Below are 15,634 nucleotides of genomic sequence, written 5' to 3'. Positions count from 1 at the left end.
ACGCGTAGCGTTTGCGCGGAGATCATGCTCTGAAATGTCCGTCCCGTTTGTTCGTGGAGATATCATGACCGCCGAAATTCGCACCTTCAGCTGCCTCACCGACAATTTCGGGTACCTGATCCACGATCCCGCCACCAAGGCGACGGCGTCGATCGACGCGCCGGAGGCCGGCCCGATCATCAAGGCGCTGGAGCGCGAGGGCTGGACGCTGACCGACATCCTGATCACCCATCACCATGGCGACCATGTCGGCGGCGTCGCCGAGCTGAAGCAGAAATACGGCTGCCGCGTCGTGGCGCCACATGACAAATCGGCGAAGATCGCCAATGTCGATCTGCGCGCCGCCAATGCCGACGTCATCAAGGTCGGCAGCCTGCTCGCCCGCGTGGTCGAGACCCCTGGCCATACGCTCGACCACATCTCCTATGTGTTCGACGGCGAGAAGGCGGTGTTCGCAGCCGACACGCTGTTCTCGATCGGATGCGGCCGGGTGTTCGAAGGCACCTATCCGATGATGTGGGATTCGCTGCTGAAGCTGCGTTCGCTGCCGGACGATTTCCGGCTCTATTGCGGCCATGAATACACCGCCTCCAACGTGAAGTTCGCGCTCACCATCGAGGCCGACAATCCGCATTTGCAGGCCCGCGCCGAGCAAGTCGCAAAACTGCGCGCCGAGAACAAGCCGACGATTCCGGTGCTGCTGGGCGACGAGAAGAAGGCCAACGTATTCCTGCGCGCCGACGAGCCCGTGGTCGCCGCCAAGCTGCACATGAAGGGCGCCGACCCGGCGCTGGTGTTCGGCGAACTCCGCGAGCGCAAGAACAAGTCGTGATATCACAGCTCTCCGCTGCCGACGTCATCGCGCGGCTCGAGCTGAAGCCGCACCCCGAAGGCGGGCATTATCGCGAGACGTTTCGCGACGAACGCGGTGATGCCGGCGGACGCGCGCATTCGACCGCGATCTACTTCCTGCTTGCGCGCGGCGAGCGCTCGCACTGGCACCGCATCGACGCGGTCGAGATATGGCACTATTACGCCGGTGCGCCGCTGACGCTGAAGATCGCGCAGGACGGCGCGCCGCCGCATGCGATCACGCTCGGGCCTGACGTCGCGCACGGCGAGCAGCCGCAAGCGATCGTGCCGGCAGGCGCCTGGCAGGCCGCGGAAAGCCGCGGCGACTGGACGCTGGTCGGCTGCACCGTCGCGCCGGGATTCGAGTTCGCGAAGTTCGAGCTGGCGCCGAGCGGCTGGGAACCGGCCTGATTCGTCATTCCGGCGTCGCGCGAGCCCGGAATGACGACGGACAGGGCGTCAGCGCTTCAACACCATGTCCTTGGCCGCAATCAGCCCGCCGCCGGCGATCAGGATCGCGGCGATGGCAATGTTGGCGCTCGGCTTGGCAAAACCCGCTGCAATCAGGAACGCGGTCGACAGCAGCGGCGTGGCGTAGGAGGCGGCGCCGAGCACGCGGATGTCGCCGCGCTTCATGCCGATGTCCCAGGCGAAGAACGCAGCCCCCACCGGACCGATGCCGAGGGCTGCGACGGCCAGCCATTGCAGCGGCGTCGCGGGCCACACCGTGCTCTCCACCATCATGTGCACCAGCGCGGCAAGCACGGCTGTCGCCAGGCAGAAACCCGCCACCGCGTCGGTCGGCACCGCCTTGAGCCGGCGCGACATCACCGAATAGGCGGCCCAGACGAACGCCGCGACGAAGGCCGCCGCGAAGCCTGGAATCTGCGCAGCCGTGAAGCTGCCGGTGTTGCCGGCGAACAGCAAAACGGTGCCGGCAAGGCCGAGCAGCGCGCCGACGATGTGATGGATCGCCAGCCGCTCGCCCGGCAAGAGCGACGAGAACAGCACGATCAACAGCGGCCAGAGATAATTGAGCAGGCCGGCCTCGGCCGGCGGCGCGAAACGCAACGCAAGGAAATACAGCGCGTGATAGCCGAACAGGCCGCCGACGCCGACGACCCAGGCGACCAGCGGCTGCTTCAATGCGCCGAAGGCGGCCGGCCGCAGCAGGAAGCTTGCGAATGCGACCGCAGCCCCGATCGCAAACGTCATGGCGGCGAGCTGGAACGCCGGGATCGTCCCGGTCGCAACCGTCATGACCGACAGCAGCGACCACATCAGGATGGCGGTCAGTCCGACAAGGGTTGCAGTTCGGGTCGTCATTTCAATTCATTCCGTCGCGGCCGCGCCGCCCACATCCTCGCTTGGCGCCCCGAGGTTGTAGCGACGAAAATGCCCGGCACAAGGCCGGGCATGACGACTTGATTGATGGCAGCCGCGACGCGACGACGCTTCTTGCGTCAGGCGTGATACTGGCCGCCGTTCACGGTCAAGGTCGAGCCGGTGATGAAGCCGGCATCGTCGGCCGCGAGGAACACCACCGCGCGCGCGATCTCTTCCGGCTCGCCGAGCCGGGCGACCGGGATCTGCGGGATCACGTTCTTCTCGAGCACGTCCTTCGGCACCGCCTGCACCATTTCGGTGTTGATGTAGCCCGGGCAGATCACGTTGACGGTGATGCCGCCCTTCGCGTTCTCCAGCGCGAGCGCCTTGGTGAAGCCGATATCGCCGGCCTTTGCCGCCGAGTAGTTGACCTGACCGAACTGGCCCTTCTGGCCGTTGATCGAGGAGATCGAGATGACGCGGCCGAACTTGCGGGCGCGCATGCCCTCGATCACCTGGCGCGTCATGTTGAACAGCGAGCCGAGGTTGGTATTGATGACGGCATTCCACTGCTCGACCGTCATCTTGTGGAATGCGGTGTCCTTGGTGATGCCGGCATTGTTGACCAGCACATCGACCGGGCCGAGATCGGCCTCGACCTGCTTCACGCCGGCCGCGCAGGCGTCGAACGAGGCGACGTCCCACTTGTAGACGGGAATGCCGGTTTCCGCCTTGAACTTCTCCGCCGCGGCGTCATTGCCGGCGTAGCTTGCCGCCACCTTGTAGCCCGCCGCTTTCAGCGCCTTGCTGATCGCAGCTCCTATGCCCCGCGTCCCGCCCGTCACCAATGCAACACGTGCCATGTCCGTCTCCTCCTTGGCCGTCTTTTATAACCGGATCACTCCGGCCTACGCACTCACTCAACAAAGCGCGATGGGATTAGGCTCAATCGTCATCGCGCTTTAGCTCCCTTCATTTTGAGCAGGATCTCCGCACAAACGCGCTCCGCGTTTGTCGCGAGGGAAAACCGCTTTCACGGTTTTCCGGATCATGCTCTCGAAACAAAAATGCCCGGCGCAAAGCCGGGCATCTTTTCTATCAGCTCGCGCCGCGGTTGACAGATGATCTTTTCATCACCTAACCGACCTCGCTGCCTCTTGTTCAGTCGCGTGCAACGCACATGGCGATGCCCATGCCGCCGCCGATGCACAGCGTCGCGAGGCCCTTCTTGGCATCGCGCTTCTGCATCTCGTGCAGCAGCGTCACAAGGACGCGGGCGCCCGACGCGCCGACCGGATGGCCGATCGCGATCGCACCGCCATTGACGTTGACCTTGGCCGGATCCCAGCCGAGATCCTTGTTGACGGCGCAGGCCTGCGCGGCGAACGCCTCGTTGGCCTCGATCAGGTCGAGGTCGGCAATGTTCCAGCCGGCCTTCTTCAGCGCGGCGCGCGAGGCGGGGATCGGCCCGGTGCCCATGATCTTCGGATCGACGCCGGCCTGGCCCCACGAGACGATGCGGGCGAGCACCTTCTTGCCCTGCTTGGCGGCTTCCTTGGCGGTCATCAGCACGACGGCGGCAGCGCCGTCATTGATGCCCGACGCGTTGCCGGCGGTCACGGTGCCGTCCTTCTCGAACGCAGCACGGAGCTTGGCCATCGCGTCGAGCGTGGCGCCATGGCGCGGATACTCGTCGCTGTCGACCACGATGTCGCCCTTGCGGGACTTGATGGTAACCGGGACGATCTCGTCCTTGAACTTGCCGGCCTTCTGCGCCGCCTCGGCCTTGTTCTGCGAGCCGACCGCGAACTCGTCCTGCTGCGCGCGGGTGATCTGGTACTGCTTGGCGACGTTCTCGGCCGTGTTGCCCATGTGGTAGCCGTTGAAGGCGTCCCACAGGCCGTCCTTGATCATGGTGTCGATCAGTTCGAGGCCGCCCATCTTGACGCCGCCGCGCAGATATTGCGCGTGCGGGGCCATGCTCATGGATTCCTGGCCGCCCGCGACGACGATCGAGGAATCGCCGTTGAGCAGGGCCTGGTAGCCGAGCGCCACCGTGCGCAGGCCCGAGCCGCAGAGCTGATTGACGCCCCAGGCCGGGCTTTCCACCGGGATGCCGGCCGCGATCGAGGCCTGGCGGGCCGGGTTCTGGCCCTGCGCGGCGGTGAGGATCTGGCCCATGATGACTTCGGAGACCTGGCCCCCCTCGACACCGGCACGCTCCAGCGCGGCCTTGATGGCGATCGCGCCGAGATCGTGGGCCGGCGTGGTCGCGAACGAGCCGTTGAAGCTGCCGACGGGGGTGCGGGCGGCGCTGACGATGACGACATCGTCTGACATGGACATCTCCTATGGGTTGTAGCTGGGTTTCTCGACGGCGGTCGGCCGGTTTGGCGGGCCTGTCTCTTAATGACTATCCTGTAAATCTCATTGAGGCATGTCAATCAGACTGTCGCGCAAATCGCGCCGCGGCGCACTCAAAATGACGCTCTTGGCACATTCCTGAGCAAATCCTATGCTTTGGAATTAACCGCAAAGCACAAAACTGTAGCCGAACCGCTTTGAAAATGCTTACCTTTGCTGCGATGCGTTGCATTTAGCCCTGCGGCGATGCCGTCGGGTTCCAGGTTCTTCGGTGTTGAAGTGAGAGCCCATGGCAAAATCTGAACAACCGACTACGATCAAGAAATACGCGAACCGGCGGCTCTATAATACCGGTACGAGCACCTATGTGACGCTCGAGGATCTCGCGGCGATGGTGAAGGAAGGCGAGGATTTCCTCGTCTATGACGCGAAGACCGGCGACGACATCACCCGCTCCGTGCTCGCGCAGATCATCTTCGAGCAGGAAAACAAGGCCGGGCAGAACCTGCTGCCGACCACCTTCCTGCGGCAGCTGATCCGCTTCTACGGCGACAGCATGCAGATGGTGGTGCCGAAATATCTCGAACAGTCGATCGAGACGCTGACCAAGGAACAGGAGAAATTCCGCAAGCAGATCGCGGGCGCCCTGAGCGGTACGCCGTTTGCTCCCCTGGAAGAGCAGGTCCGCCGCAACATGGAGCTGTTCCAGCAGACCTTCTCGATGTTCAAGCCGTTCGTGCCGCAGCGCGGCGGCACCGAGACCGAGAAGGTGCCGGAGCCGACGCCTGACGACGGCAACATCGATGACCTGCGCCGCCAGATGAAGGACATGCAGGAACGCCTCGAGCGCATGTCGCAGCCGACGAAGAAGGACGAGTAGGTTCTTCGGCGCCGGTATCGCCTGACTCGCCCGGGCGATCCGCAAGCCTGCACGATTCCTCAACGCAGCTTGCAGCCCCGCAAGCCCGGATTGCCGCGCAGCAATCGCATCACCTGCGACGCACTGCGCATCGCACGCTAAAGAGATTGCCTACGATAGAAGGCAATCCGAATGACCATCCAGCTTTACGGCTTCTGGCGCTCCAATGCGGCATTCCGCGTCCGGGTCGCGCTGGCGCTGAAGAATCTCGCTTTCGAGGAAATCGACATCGACATTCTCTCCGGACGCCAGTTCGACCCGGGCTTCGCGGAAGTGAACCCGGGACACGCCGTCCCGACGTTGGTTCACGACGGTCATCGTATCTCACAATCGGCGGCGATCATCGAATATCTCGACGAGGTCCATCCGGAGCCGCGCCTGCTGCCGGCCGATCCGCGCGAGCGGGCGCATGCGCGGTCGCTGGCGATGGTCCTGGCCGCCGACGCGCATCCGCTGACCGTCCCGCGCGTCCGCAAATATCTCGGTCAGGCGCTCGGCGCCGACAAGGCCGCCATCGAGTCCTGGTGCAGGCATTGGACCACCGACGGGCTCTCGACCTACGAGCACCTGCTGGCGCGACGTCCGCCCGCCCCCTTCGCGTTGGGAACGACGCCGACAATCGCCGACATCAGCATTGCCGGCCAGGTCGCGCTGGCCGACGTCTATCGCATGGACCTTGCGACGTTTCCCGAGGTGGCGGCGCTGGCGAAACGATGCTTTGCGCTGCCGGCCTTCGCCGATGCGCATCCGTTTCGGCAACCCGGCTACAAGGCGTCAGGCGAGGCTCGCTAGAGCGCAGCCCGATTGCGCGAGCGTCCTTCGAGCAGGTGGCGGCGGGCCGTCAGCCCCTGCCCCACGACGTCGAAGAAGGCGCGGACGCGCGCAGTGTTGCGCAGGTCGCGATGGGTGATCAGCCAGAGTTCGCGCGTCAGCGCCGCTTCCGGCATCGACACGCTCTCGATATCGGTCTCGGGATCGCCGAGATAGCAGGGCAGCAACGCCATGCCGATGCCGGCCTTCACCGCCATCATCTGGTTGATCAGGCTGCTCGACCGGTAGACGATCTGATCGTTCGGCACCGTTTCGGTGAGCCAGCTCGCGGCGGCCGCGACTGCCGAACTGTCCCAGCCGACAAAACGATGTCCCGCGAACGGCGCAGCGCTGAGCCTGCCGTGGCCGGCCAGATAGCGCGGGCTCGCGTAAAGCGCCCACGCCGTCTCGGCGATCTGCCGCCCGAACAGGTCGCCCTCCGCCGGGCGCGTCGCGCGGATGGCGATGTCGGCCTCCCGCCGCAGCAGGTCGAGCTGCCGGTTGTCGACGAGCAGCTCGACCGTGATCCCCTGATGCATTGCCCTGAACTCGGCGAGCAGGTCGTTGAGGATGCGGTAGGCCAGGGATTCCGAGCAGGTGATGCGCAGGTTTCCGGACAGACGGGAATCCCGGCCGGTGATGTCGCGGTCGAGCGCCAGGGCCTCCGCCTCCATGCGCTCGGCGGCGAGCAGCATACGGTCTCCCGCGTCGGTCGGCACATAGGCGCCGCCGTTGCGCTCGAACAGCTGGACCTCGAACTTCGCCTCCAGCGCGTTGAGCCAGCGAAAGATCGTGGAGTGGTCGTTGCCGAGCTCCTTGGCAGCGCCCTTCAGCGAGCCGGTCCGGCTGATCGCCAGGATCAGCCGAAAGTCGTTCCAGTCCATATCCGCCTGCTCTCCGGACAGCCCAGCGGCGCAACTCGTGCGCACCTGCGGCGGCGGATATGGGGTGCGGAGCCTGCGGTCAATGTGACGCGCCGCGGACCAGCTATGACGGCGGATGCTGCGGCCTGCCGCTTCAGCCCGCGGCCGGTACCGGCTTCTCCGCGGCTTCGTTCCACGGCCGGTCGGGCGAGGCGAGGCCGATCAGGCGGCCCTGGATGAAGTCGCAGCCCCATTCGCGCAGCATCGCGGCGGCTTCCTCGTCCTGCACCCATTCGGCGACAGTCTTGATCTCGAGCCGCCGTGCGAGATCGATCAGCGTCTGCACGAAGGCGCGGTCGTCGGCCGAACGCACGATGTTCTGCACGAAGGCGCCGTCGATCTTGACGATATCGACGCCGAGCTTGCGCAGATTGCGGAACGAGGTGTAGCCGGCGCCGAAATCGTCGATCGCGATCCGGCTGCCGAAATTCTTCAGCCGCGTGACGAAGCCGCGGACGTCGTCGATATCCTGGATCGCGACGGTCTCGGTGATCTCGACGATCAGCCGCTCGCCGACGCCCGGATGCGCGCGCATCAGCGATTCGATGGTGGCCCACCAGTCCGGATCCATCGTGGTGTCCGGCGAGATGTTGAGGCTGAGCTGCACGCCCGGCGCCGCGGCGAGTTCGGCGATCGCAAGCTCCAGCACGCGGTGATCGACCAGCCGGATCAGGCCGAGCCGCTCGGCGACCGGCACGATGTCGGGCGCGAGCAGCGCGCGGCCGTCGTCCTGCTCCATGCGGACCAGGCACTCGTAGAACGAAGGCTGCCGCGAGCGCGCATCGACCACCGGCTCGAAGCCGATCACGATGCGGCGCTCGTTCAGCGCGGTGACGATCTCGTCGGTGACGCGGATGTTGACGCGGCGCTGCGCGTCGCGCTCGACATTCGGCTTCCACAGCGCGAACGACCCGGCGCGGCGGCTCTTGGCGGCGTCCAGCGTCTCCTGGGCGCGATTGACCGCCTCCTCCGCCGACTTCGCATGGCGCGGGATGGTGACGGCGCCGATCGATGCGGTCACCGACACCGGACCGGACCTGGTCGGCACCACTTCGTCGCGCACCGCGGCGAGGAAGCGCTCGGCGGCGACGTTGGTGTCGTCGACGGTGCAATTGCGCAGGATCAGGCCGAACTTGTTGCCGGAGAAGCGGCCGAGCATGTCGCCGCTGCGCAGCCGGGCACGAATCCGCTTCGCCACCTCGGCGATGACGGCGTCCGCAACGTCGAAGCCGAAGGCGTCGTTGACCCGCGCCAGATGATCGATGCCGATCAGCATGAAGGCGCAGGCGGTGCGGAAGCGCGCGCACTCCTCCACGGTCTCCGCGAGCGAGGCGATCAGATAAGTCCGGTTGAGCTCGTTGGTCAGCGGATCGTGCCGCGACAGTTTCAACAGCTGCTCGTCGCGGGCGTGCCGTTCATTGTTGATGCGGACGACGCCCTGCACGCGCGCCGGCCTGCCGTCGGCACCGGGAAACCAGCAGCCGATCTCCTCGATCCAGATTACCGGCGCCGAGGTGACGGCCCGCACGCCATATTCGATCCGGTAGGGAACGCCCTCGCCGCCCCGCACCGGTCCGGTCTGGCCGAGCGCATCCGTGCGAACGGAGCGCGAGGGCTCGATCAGCTTTGCGAGCTCGCCACCGCTGGCGAGCGCGGCAACGGGGATATCCGGGAAGACCGTCGCCGCATTGTCACTCCAGGCCATCGCATCGTTCGCCAGGTCCCAGGCGAATGTCGCTTGGCCGAGCGAGTCGAGGATGCTGGCAGCTGGCGGGACAGGGAGCATCGACTATGTCTCGATTTGGGACGGCACCCGGTGATTCTACACACCATCAAGATAGTGGTTCCGGTGAATCCAACGCTAGGAGAACTTGATAAATAATCTGGAAACCACGTTTTCGACTGCCGCGGAACGAACTGGGGATGGCGGGCATGACCCTTGCCATGAGGGTGTTGCAGCGGGACGCAACGTCCCAAATGATGACGCTCCAACGGGTCGCAGGCGATGCGCGAGTTCGATCAATCAGAGGTCCTGAACGGTGAGTTCACCGACACGGCCCCGGCGACCGGCACGGCCCTGGTGCCGCTGGCCACGATCACCCATTGGGCGCCCAAGATCCCCCTTGCGCATGCCGATCCGTCGTTTGTGGCCCACCTGATCGCCACCGCCGCCCACGAGCCGCAGACCTGCGGGCTGCGGCGTGGGTCATTGGCCGACGCGCAGAGCGCCTATGGTCCGCATGTCGACGAGCGCCGCAGTGTCGCGCGGCGGACCCGGCAAATCATCTAGTCCATGATCTCGATGTCAGCGGGCCTTGACGGGCCGGTTGCCGTGGCTGTCCTGCGGCACGCCGCGGCGCAGCGACATGTGGGAATGGATGCCGAGCCAGCGCCCGTCGGCCTGACGCGCGAGAATGATCGTCGCCCGCCCCGGACGATCGAAGCGGCTGCCGTCCGCATGGAAGCCGGTGCTCGTCCACGGCGTGATCACCGTCGCCATGCCGCCGTCGGCGCTGACCAGCACTTTCGTATGTTCGAGATCGAAGGCGAAATCCGCGGTGCGGGGCCAGACATTGTCCCATTGCATCTCGGTCCAGCGGGTGCGGCCGTGGATCAGTTCCTGATAGGTGCCGAACGAGATGATGTCCGAATGCCAGAACGGTCGGGCCGCCGCATAGTCGACCGCCCTGACGCAGGCGGCGAACCGTTCGAGCCAGTCGAAGATCGATCGAGTGGTCGTCGAATCGGCGATCGGAAGGGCCGTCTCTCCGGTCATGATCGACCTCGATAACGCTCTAGCGTTGCGGCGTGTCCGGCGATGGCGGCCCGCCGGGCTGCAAATCCGGCGAGGTGACGGTCGGCTTGGGCGTGGATTGATCGGCCAGCACGGATTCCGCAACTGAGGTCGCTGGCGGGACCGGCGCGGCGGGCGCCGGTGCGACGACGGGTGCAGGCGCGGGCCGCGGCGGCGCAGGATCCACTGCAGGCGCGGGCCGCGGCGTCTCGACCGCTGCGGGCTGCGGCTTGCTGACCGGCGCAGGCGCCGGTGCCGCGACCACCGCACGGCGGCGGGTGTGTAGCGCAATTCCGGAAATGAAATCGACCAGCGCCAGCAGCGTGAGCAGGCAATAGGTCGAGTTGCCGAATTTCGGCCAGAGCACGAATTCGGCGGCGGCCGCGCCGAACACGATCAACGACAGCAGATGATCGGTGAGGTATTTCGCGCCGGGGCGCGCGCCCTTGATGACCTCGAGCAGCAACAGCAGCACGCCGGCAGCGAGCAGCATGTCACTGAGCGTGATCTGCCACACTTCGCCCGACAGCAGTGTCAGCCTGATCAGCGGGTCCGTGAAGGACACGCCGGGCATCAGGAAGGCGATGATGTTGTAGACCGCGAGCGGAACGAGCAGCAGCGGAAAACCGACCATCGGGGCTTGCGCCTTATTCAGGGAGAACCAGCAACGCGGCGATGCTCATTGGCTTCGCCGCGGACGCGCCCGTGTTGACCGCACTCGTTGGCCGAATTCAGGCGCAGCGCTGCATCACTGCAGCGCGACCGCCGAAGGTCCGATCAGGACTCTTTCTTGGCCTTCAGGACCTGGCGGCCCTTGTACATGCCGGTCTTCAGGTCGAGGTGGTGCGGACGGCGCAGCTCGCCGGAGTCCTTGTCCTCGACATAGGTCGGGGTCTTGATCGCATCGGCCGAACGGCGCATGCCACGGCGCGACGGCGAGGTTTTTCTTCTGGGAACGGCCATGACGGTGTCCTCTAGGGTGTTGCGGAGGCATCGTCCGAAATGCGGACGGGCTCAGCGCTTCGAAGCGCAAGCTGCGATGCCGGTAAGGCCGCGCTTATAGAGGAAGGTACCGCGTAAATCTAGGCCCGCAGACAGCAAAATCCGCCCGAAATCGCGCTCAAGAACCGCGATTTTCGTGCCAGCAGCGCGTCACCGAGTTGGCCCGGGCCATATAGGTCCCGGACAGCCTGCGGACCCCCGGACCCGGGTTCCGGGCACTCCTTTTGACCGGATTCGGCAGGATCGCCGCCAAAAGCGCCGCCTCCCGGGGTGATAGTTCGGCCGCTGACCGGCCGAAGGCATATTGGGCGCCGGCTTCGGCGCCGAACTGCCCGGATGGACCCATTTCCGCGATGTTGAGGTAGATTTCCAGGATCCGCTGTTTCGGAAGCACGAAATCGATCCAGAGTGCCAGCGGCAGTTCCAGCCCCTTGCGGATCACGCTGCGGCCGGGCCACAGGAACAGGTTCTTGGCCACTTGTTGGGTGATGGTCGAGCCGCCGCGGGCCGCCTCACCGTCCCCGGCGTCGTCGATCACCTCGCGCAGCGCACCCCAATCGACGCCCCGGTGCTTGCAGAAATGGGCATCCTCCGAGCCGACCACGGACCGCGGCAGATAGGGCGACATGGCGCCGAAATCGATCCAATGCCGGGTTACCGCGGCCCCTCGCAGGGTCCGCCACGCCATCAGGGCCGAAACTGGCTGACCGGTGCGGTAGAACGGCGTCACCAGATAGGGCAGCAACAGCAAGGCCAGCAAAAGCAGCAATAAAATCCGGACAATGCGCAAAGCTGGGGTTTCCGGGGAGGAGCTTTCCAGGGAGGATTTTGCACCCGCCCGCCAGAACACGGCCGGCGCTATCAGACGTCTGCGGGATAATTCACGGTTTTTCCAGCACTTTTAAGGCGCAATCCATCGCAGGGCGGGAATTGACGAAGCCGATCCCATCAACGATTGTCCGGCCGAAAATCGATCTGGAGCAATTCTTAGATGACGACCGGTACTGCAGAGTTTTCCAAGCGGCTGGACCAGACCGCGGAGGATACCGAAGCCCTGCTCGCCAAACTGCTGTCCGATGCGCCCGAGAGCGACGAGATCGCGCGCCCGAAGCGTCTGATCGAGGCCATGCGCTATTCGAGCCTCGGCGGCGGCAAGCGGCTGCGGCCGTTCCTCGCGGTCGAGAGCGCCGCGGTGTTCGGCATCCCGCGCGAGTCGGCCCTGCTGGTCGGCGCAGCCCTTGAATGCATCCACTGCTATTCGCTGATCCATGACGATCTGCCGGCGATGGACAATTCCGATCTGCGCCGCGGTCGCCCGACCCTGCACAAGGCCTATGACGATGCCACCGCGATCCTCGCCGGAGACGCGCTGCTGACGATTGCCTTCGACATCATCACCCGCGATGCGATCCACAAGGACGCCAAGGTGCGCCTGCTCTTGACCCGCGCGCTGGCGCGCGCCTCCGGCATCGGCGGCATGGCCGGCGGCCAGATCCTCGATCTCGCGGGCGAAGGCCGCTTCGGCGACCGCGAGCCGGTCGACGTCGCGCGCGTGCAACAGATGAAGACCGGCGCGCTGCTCCGCTTCGGCTGCATCGCCGGCGCGATCCTCGGCCAGGCCTCGCAGAAGGAATACCAGGCGCTCGACGATTACGGCAAAGCGCTCGGCGAAGCCTTCCAGATCGCCGACGATCTGCTCGACGTCGAGGGCGACGCCGCCGCGCTGGGCAAGCCGGCAGGCGCTGACGCCGTGCTCGGCAAGACCACCTTCGTCACCCAGCTCGGCATCGACGGTGCCAAGCAGCGGGTGCGCGACCTGCTGGCGCGCGCCGACGCCGCGCTGTCGGTGTTCGGCGATCGGGGCGACGTGCTGCGCGCGGCCGCCCGCTTCGTCGCCGAGCGCAAGAACTAGCCGAAAGCAAAGCGCGAAATGAACAAGGAGCTCGACGACCGCCTTGTTCGTTTCCGCAAGCTGCCGATGCCGGTCCGCGTGGTGGTGGGCCGGCCGCGGACCTTCGTCTCGATCGCGCTCGGCATCGCCGTCGCGCTGCTGATCCCGGGCCCGATGCGCCTCGTCACGCGCATGCTCGCCGGCTGGGACGCCTTCGCCGCGCTCTATCTCGTGCTCGCCTATGCGATGATGCTGCGCTGTGGCGTCGCCCACATCAAGCGCAGCGCCATATTGCAGGACGACGGCCGCTTCCTGATCCTGCTGCTGACCGCGTTCGGCGCACTGGCGAGCCTCCTCGCCATCGTGTTCGAACTCGGCGCATCCAAGGGCAGCGCGGCTGGCCTCGCGGTGGCCATCGCCACCATCACGCTGTCATGGGCGGTGGTCCACACCGCGTTCGCGCTGCATTACGCCCACGAGTTCTACCGCGGCAAGACGCCCGGCGGATTGCAGTTCCCGAGCGGCGATGAGCATACCGACGCCGATTACTGGGACTTCGTCTATTTCTCGTTCGTGATCGGCATGACCGCGCAGGTCTCCGACGTCGGCATCACCGACAAGATCATCCGCCGCACCGCCACCGTGCATGGCATCATCTCGTTCGTGTTCAACACCGCGTTGCTGGCCCTGATGGTGAACATCGCAGCGAGCCTGATCTAGCTGCCTCGCTAGTTGCAGACCTCGACATTGCCGGTGTTGCCGCCGGGGCCGCCGCCGCCGCGGTACTCGAGATGGCAGCCGCGCCTGACCGGGCGGCACAGATAGGCGTCGCACATGATCTGGCCGCTGCCGCCGCCCTCCGCCCTGGCACGGCCCTGCGGGCGCGGAATTTCCGCTGCCGGAACCTGCGGCTCGCGCTGCGGGTGGAAGGCGCGTTCGCGGTCACGGCGCGACGGGCGCTCGTCGCCGTCGCGCTTGGCGACCGGCTTCCGGTCGCGCCGCTTCTCGCATTCGTTGTCGTCGTTGAGGAACGAGCCCTCGGCGCACACGATCCGCGTGCAGCGATCGCCGTCGGCCTTGTAGCCGTGCTCGCAGAGCAGCGGACAGACGCGGGACTGCTTCAGCTTGACGGCATCGAGGGTATCGACGCTCGCGGTCTTGATGTCGAGCTTGGTGCCGGCATAGCGGTTGAACAGCGTCAGCGAGCGCTGCGAGGCGGCGTTCCAGTCGCCATCGACGGCGCCGGTCAGACAGCCGACGCGGCGCAATTCGGTCTGCACCGATTTGACGACATCGGCCTCGGGCGATCCGGGGGCCAACGCGGCCACCGTCGTGGTCTTCTCGGGTGAAGCCGGTGGGGCTGGCGGTGCGGCCGCCGCGGGCGTTGCCGCTTGATCGGTTGGCGCCTTGTTGGCTGCGGCACGATCGGCCAACGCCGAGTCCGCCTGGCGCTTCTGCTCGGCGGCCGCGGCCTGCTCTTGCGCGACTTGCTTGGCCCGTTCCGCGGCAAGACGCGCGGCTTCGGCGGCCTTCGCATCGGCCTCGGCCTTGGCCTGCTGCGCCTTCTGCGCGCCCTCGGCGGCGAGACGGGCGCGCTCCTGTTCGGCCAGACGCGCCTTCTCGGTGGCTGCGATACGCGCGTCCTCGGCGGTGAACTTCTCCAGCTGTAACCTCGCGAGGTTGGCGTAGTAGCCGCTCGGATATTGGGCGAGGAAGGCGTTCATCGCGCTCTTGTTGCCGATCTGCAGCGCCAACTCGTAATCGCGACGGGCCTCGGACTGCGGTGTCGGGGCTGGCGAAATTGGCGCGGCAGCGGCGGCGGGCGCCGGCTTGGCCGGTGCCGGCACCAGCGGCACGTCCTCACCGCCGAGCGAACCGTAGACGAACGGCTCCTGGCGATTGTTGGTGGTCTTCAGCACCTCGTCGCGGACGTAGCCGAAGGCGCGGCGGACATCGAGACCGGGGGTCGGCAGGAATTTCGACAGTGCGATCGTGAACGGGCTGTTCTTGCCGTCGCCGTCGGCCGCGGTCGAGCCCGCCTTCGCCGAATAGGCGATCAGCACATTCGGACTGGTCGGCTCGACCTTGGCCAGGCCCTGCCCGATCGCCCGGGTCGCCAGCGTCCGCTTCATGGTCTTGGCGAACGGATTGTCGCGGCAGGCATCGAGGATCACCAGCCGCAGTCGCCGCGCCGGCTCGATCGCAACCAGGATGCGGTCGAGCGAAAACGCCTCGTCATAGACGTCGGTATCGCGCTCCAGCCGGGCGTCGACCGGGATCAGGTAATTGGCGCCGTCCACCTCGATGCCGTGGCCGGCATAATAGACCAGCGCGATATCGGCATCGCGGGCGAGGTCGGCGAATTCGCGCAGCGCGCGGCGGGTTTCGACGGCCGGCAGGTCCTTGCGGAAATCGACCACGTCGAAGCCGGCGTTCTTCAGCGTCGTGGCCATCACCGAGGCATCGTTGACCGGGTTGGCCAGCGCCGCGGTGTTGCGATAGGCCGAATTGCCGAGCACCAAGGCCACGCGCTTCTCGGCGAAGGCGGGCTGGCTGACGATCAGCAGCAAGGCGAGGGCGAGCAGCAATCGATTCAATTTCGAGAACCCAGACCCGTTCATGGCGACACTCTGGCCGTTTTCCAGAGCCGCGTTCCGATCGCATCGGAACGAGGCTCTAGTTTCTTGTTTGCCGCGTTTTCTTCACGCGAACCGGTATCCACTTCGCTCGAAAGCGCTCCAGCATGCAGGTCC

Annotated in this window: 17 protein-coding genes; 7 read left to right on the top strand and 10 right to left on the bottom strand. The window is 66.0% G+C overall.

Translation table 11 applies throughout. The features are described 5' to 3' along the window. Positions 1-64 precede the first annotated feature (64 nt). A complete protein-coding gene (gene gloB / locus ACVISU_RS22855) occupies positions 65-832 on the top strand; it encodes a hydroxyacylglutathione hydrolase (RefSeq protein WP_050404782.1) in 768 nt (255 codons plus the stop codon). After that, on the top strand, positions 832-1,263 hold the full coding sequence (locus ACVISU_RS22850; RefSeq protein WP_456710879.1) for a cupin domain-containing protein: 432 nt from the start codon (positions 832-834) through the stop codon (positions 1,261-1,263). The genes gloB and ACVISU_RS22850 overlap by 1 nt, the downstream gene beginning before the upstream one ends. A 48-nt stretch (positions 1,264-1,311) precedes the next feature. Here the strand turns inward: ACVISU_RS22850 and yddG are convergent, their stop codons facing one another. From yddG to ACVISU_RS22835, 3 genes are all read right to left on the bottom strand, one after another. Then, positions 1,312-2,178, bottom strand: coding sequence for an aromatic amino acid exporter YddG (yddG, locus tag ACVISU_RS22845; protein ID WP_050404781.1), 867 nt, complete (start codon positions 2,176-2,178; stop codon positions 1,312-1,314). A gap of 137 nt (positions 2,179-2,315) precedes the next feature. After that, positions 2,316-3,041, bottom strand: a complete 726-nt coding sequence (gene phbB, locus ACVISU_RS22840; protein WP_050404780.1) for an acetoacetyl-CoA reductase — start codon at positions 3,039-3,041, stop codon at positions 2,316-2,318. Between the two features lie 298 nt (positions 3,042-3,339). Further along, positions 3,340-4,518, bottom strand: a complete 1,179-nt coding sequence (locus tag ACVISU_RS22835; protein WP_456708394.1) for an acetyl-CoA C-acetyltransferase — start codon at positions 4,516-4,518, stop codon at positions 3,340-3,342. Between the two features lie 313 nt (positions 4,519-4,831). Here ACVISU_RS22835 and phaR point away from each other — a divergent pair, with 313 nt between their 5' ends. Next, a complete protein-coding gene (gene phaR, locus ACVISU_RS22830) occupies positions 4,832-5,422 on the top strand; it encodes a polyhydroxyalkanoate synthesis repressor PhaR (RefSeq protein WP_456708393.1) in 591 nt (196 codons plus the stop codon). Positions 5,423-5,593: 171 nt separating this feature from the next. After that, the gene (maiA, locus tag ACVISU_RS22825; RefSeq protein ID WP_456708392.1) at positions 5,594-6,253 is read left to right on the top strand and encodes a maleylacetoacetate isomerase; all 660 of its coding nucleotides are present in this window, start codon (positions 5,594-5,596) and stop codon (positions 6,251-6,253) included. Here the strand turns inward: maiA and ACVISU_RS22820 are convergent. Next, the gene (locus ACVISU_RS22820; RefSeq protein WP_456708391.1) at positions 6,250-7,155 is read right to left on the bottom strand and encodes a LysR family transcriptional regulator; all 906 of its coding nucleotides are present in this window, start codon (positions 7,153-7,155) and stop codon (positions 6,250-6,252) included. The two genes, maiA and ACVISU_RS22820, sit on opposite strands and share 4 nt — an antisense overlap. Positions 7,156-7,288: 133 nt before the next feature. Next, the gene (locus ACVISU_RS22815; protein WP_456708390.1) at positions 7,289-8,980 is read right to left on the bottom strand and encodes a putative bifunctional diguanylate cyclase/phosphodiesterase; all 1,692 of its coding nucleotides are present in this window, start codon (positions 8,978-8,980) and stop codon (positions 7,289-7,291) included. Positions 8,981-9,199: 219 nt separating this feature from the next. Between ACVISU_RS22815 and ACVISU_RS22810 the strand changes: the two genes are divergently transcribed. Continuing rightward, the gene (locus ACVISU_RS22810; RefSeq protein ID WP_456708389.1) at positions 9,200-9,484 is read left to right on the top strand and encodes a hypothetical protein; all 285 of its coding nucleotides are present in this window, start codon (positions 9,200-9,202) and stop codon (positions 9,482-9,484) included. 15 nt (positions 9,485-9,499) lie between these two features. Here ACVISU_RS22810 and ACVISU_RS22805 read toward each other — a convergent pair whose 3' ends face one another. The 4 genes from ACVISU_RS22805 to mtgA form a co-directional block, all read right to left on the bottom strand. After that, on the bottom strand, positions 9,500-9,970 hold the full coding sequence (locus ACVISU_RS22805) for a YybH family protein (RefSeq protein ID WP_050404774.1): 471 nt from the start codon (positions 9,968-9,970) through the stop codon (positions 9,500-9,502). A gap of 19 nt (positions 9,971-9,989) precedes the next feature. Beyond that, positions 9,990-10,622 carry a hypothetical protein gene (locus ACVISU_RS22800; protein ID WP_050404773.1) on the bottom strand — a complete coding sequence of 211 codons (633 nt, stop codon included), beginning with the start codon at positions 10,620-10,622 and terminating at the stop codon, positions 9,990-9,992. A gap of 143 nt (positions 10,623-10,765) precedes the next feature. Further along, entirely contained in the window at positions 10,766-10,951 is a 186-nt protein-coding gene (gene rpmF / locus ACVISU_RS22795; RefSeq protein WP_021077536.1) for a 50S ribosomal protein L32, read from the bottom strand. A gap of 157 nt (positions 10,952-11,108) precedes the next feature. Further along, positions 11,109-11,780, bottom strand: a complete 672-nt coding sequence (mtgA, locus tag ACVISU_RS22790; protein ID WP_050404772.1) for a monofunctional biosynthetic peptidoglycan transglycosylase — start codon at positions 11,778-11,780, stop codon at positions 11,109-11,111. Between the two features lie 201 nt (positions 11,781-11,981). On the opposite strand from mtgA, the gene ACVISU_RS22785 reads away from it, so the two are divergent. Both ACVISU_RS22785 and ACVISU_RS22780 read left to right on the top strand, forming a co-directional pair. Continuing rightward, positions 11,982-12,902 carry a polyprenyl synthetase family protein gene (locus ACVISU_RS22785; protein WP_456708388.1) on the top strand — a complete coding sequence of 307 codons (921 nt, stop codon included), beginning with the start codon at positions 11,982-11,984 and terminating at the stop codon, positions 12,900-12,902. Between the two features lie 18 nt (positions 12,903-12,920). Further along, on the top strand, positions 12,921-13,601 hold the full coding sequence (locus tag ACVISU_RS22780; protein WP_050404770.1) for a DUF1345 domain-containing protein: 681 nt from the start codon (positions 12,921-12,923) through the stop codon (positions 13,599-13,601). An 8-nt stretch (positions 13,602-13,609) separates the two neighbouring features. Here ACVISU_RS22780 and ACVISU_RS22775 read toward each other — a convergent pair whose 3' ends face one another. Then, complete coding sequence (locus ACVISU_RS22775) at positions 13,610-15,502, bottom strand: caspase family protein (RefSeq protein WP_456708387.1); 1,893 nt, start codon at positions 15,500-15,502, stop codon at positions 13,610-13,612. Positions 15,503-15,634: the final 132 nt, after the last annotated feature.

The organism is Bradyrhizobium sp. USDA 4452 (assembly GCF_054063575.1).
Note: the sequence above shows the minus strand (reverse complement) of the source record. Positions and strands in the feature narration are given on the sequence as shown.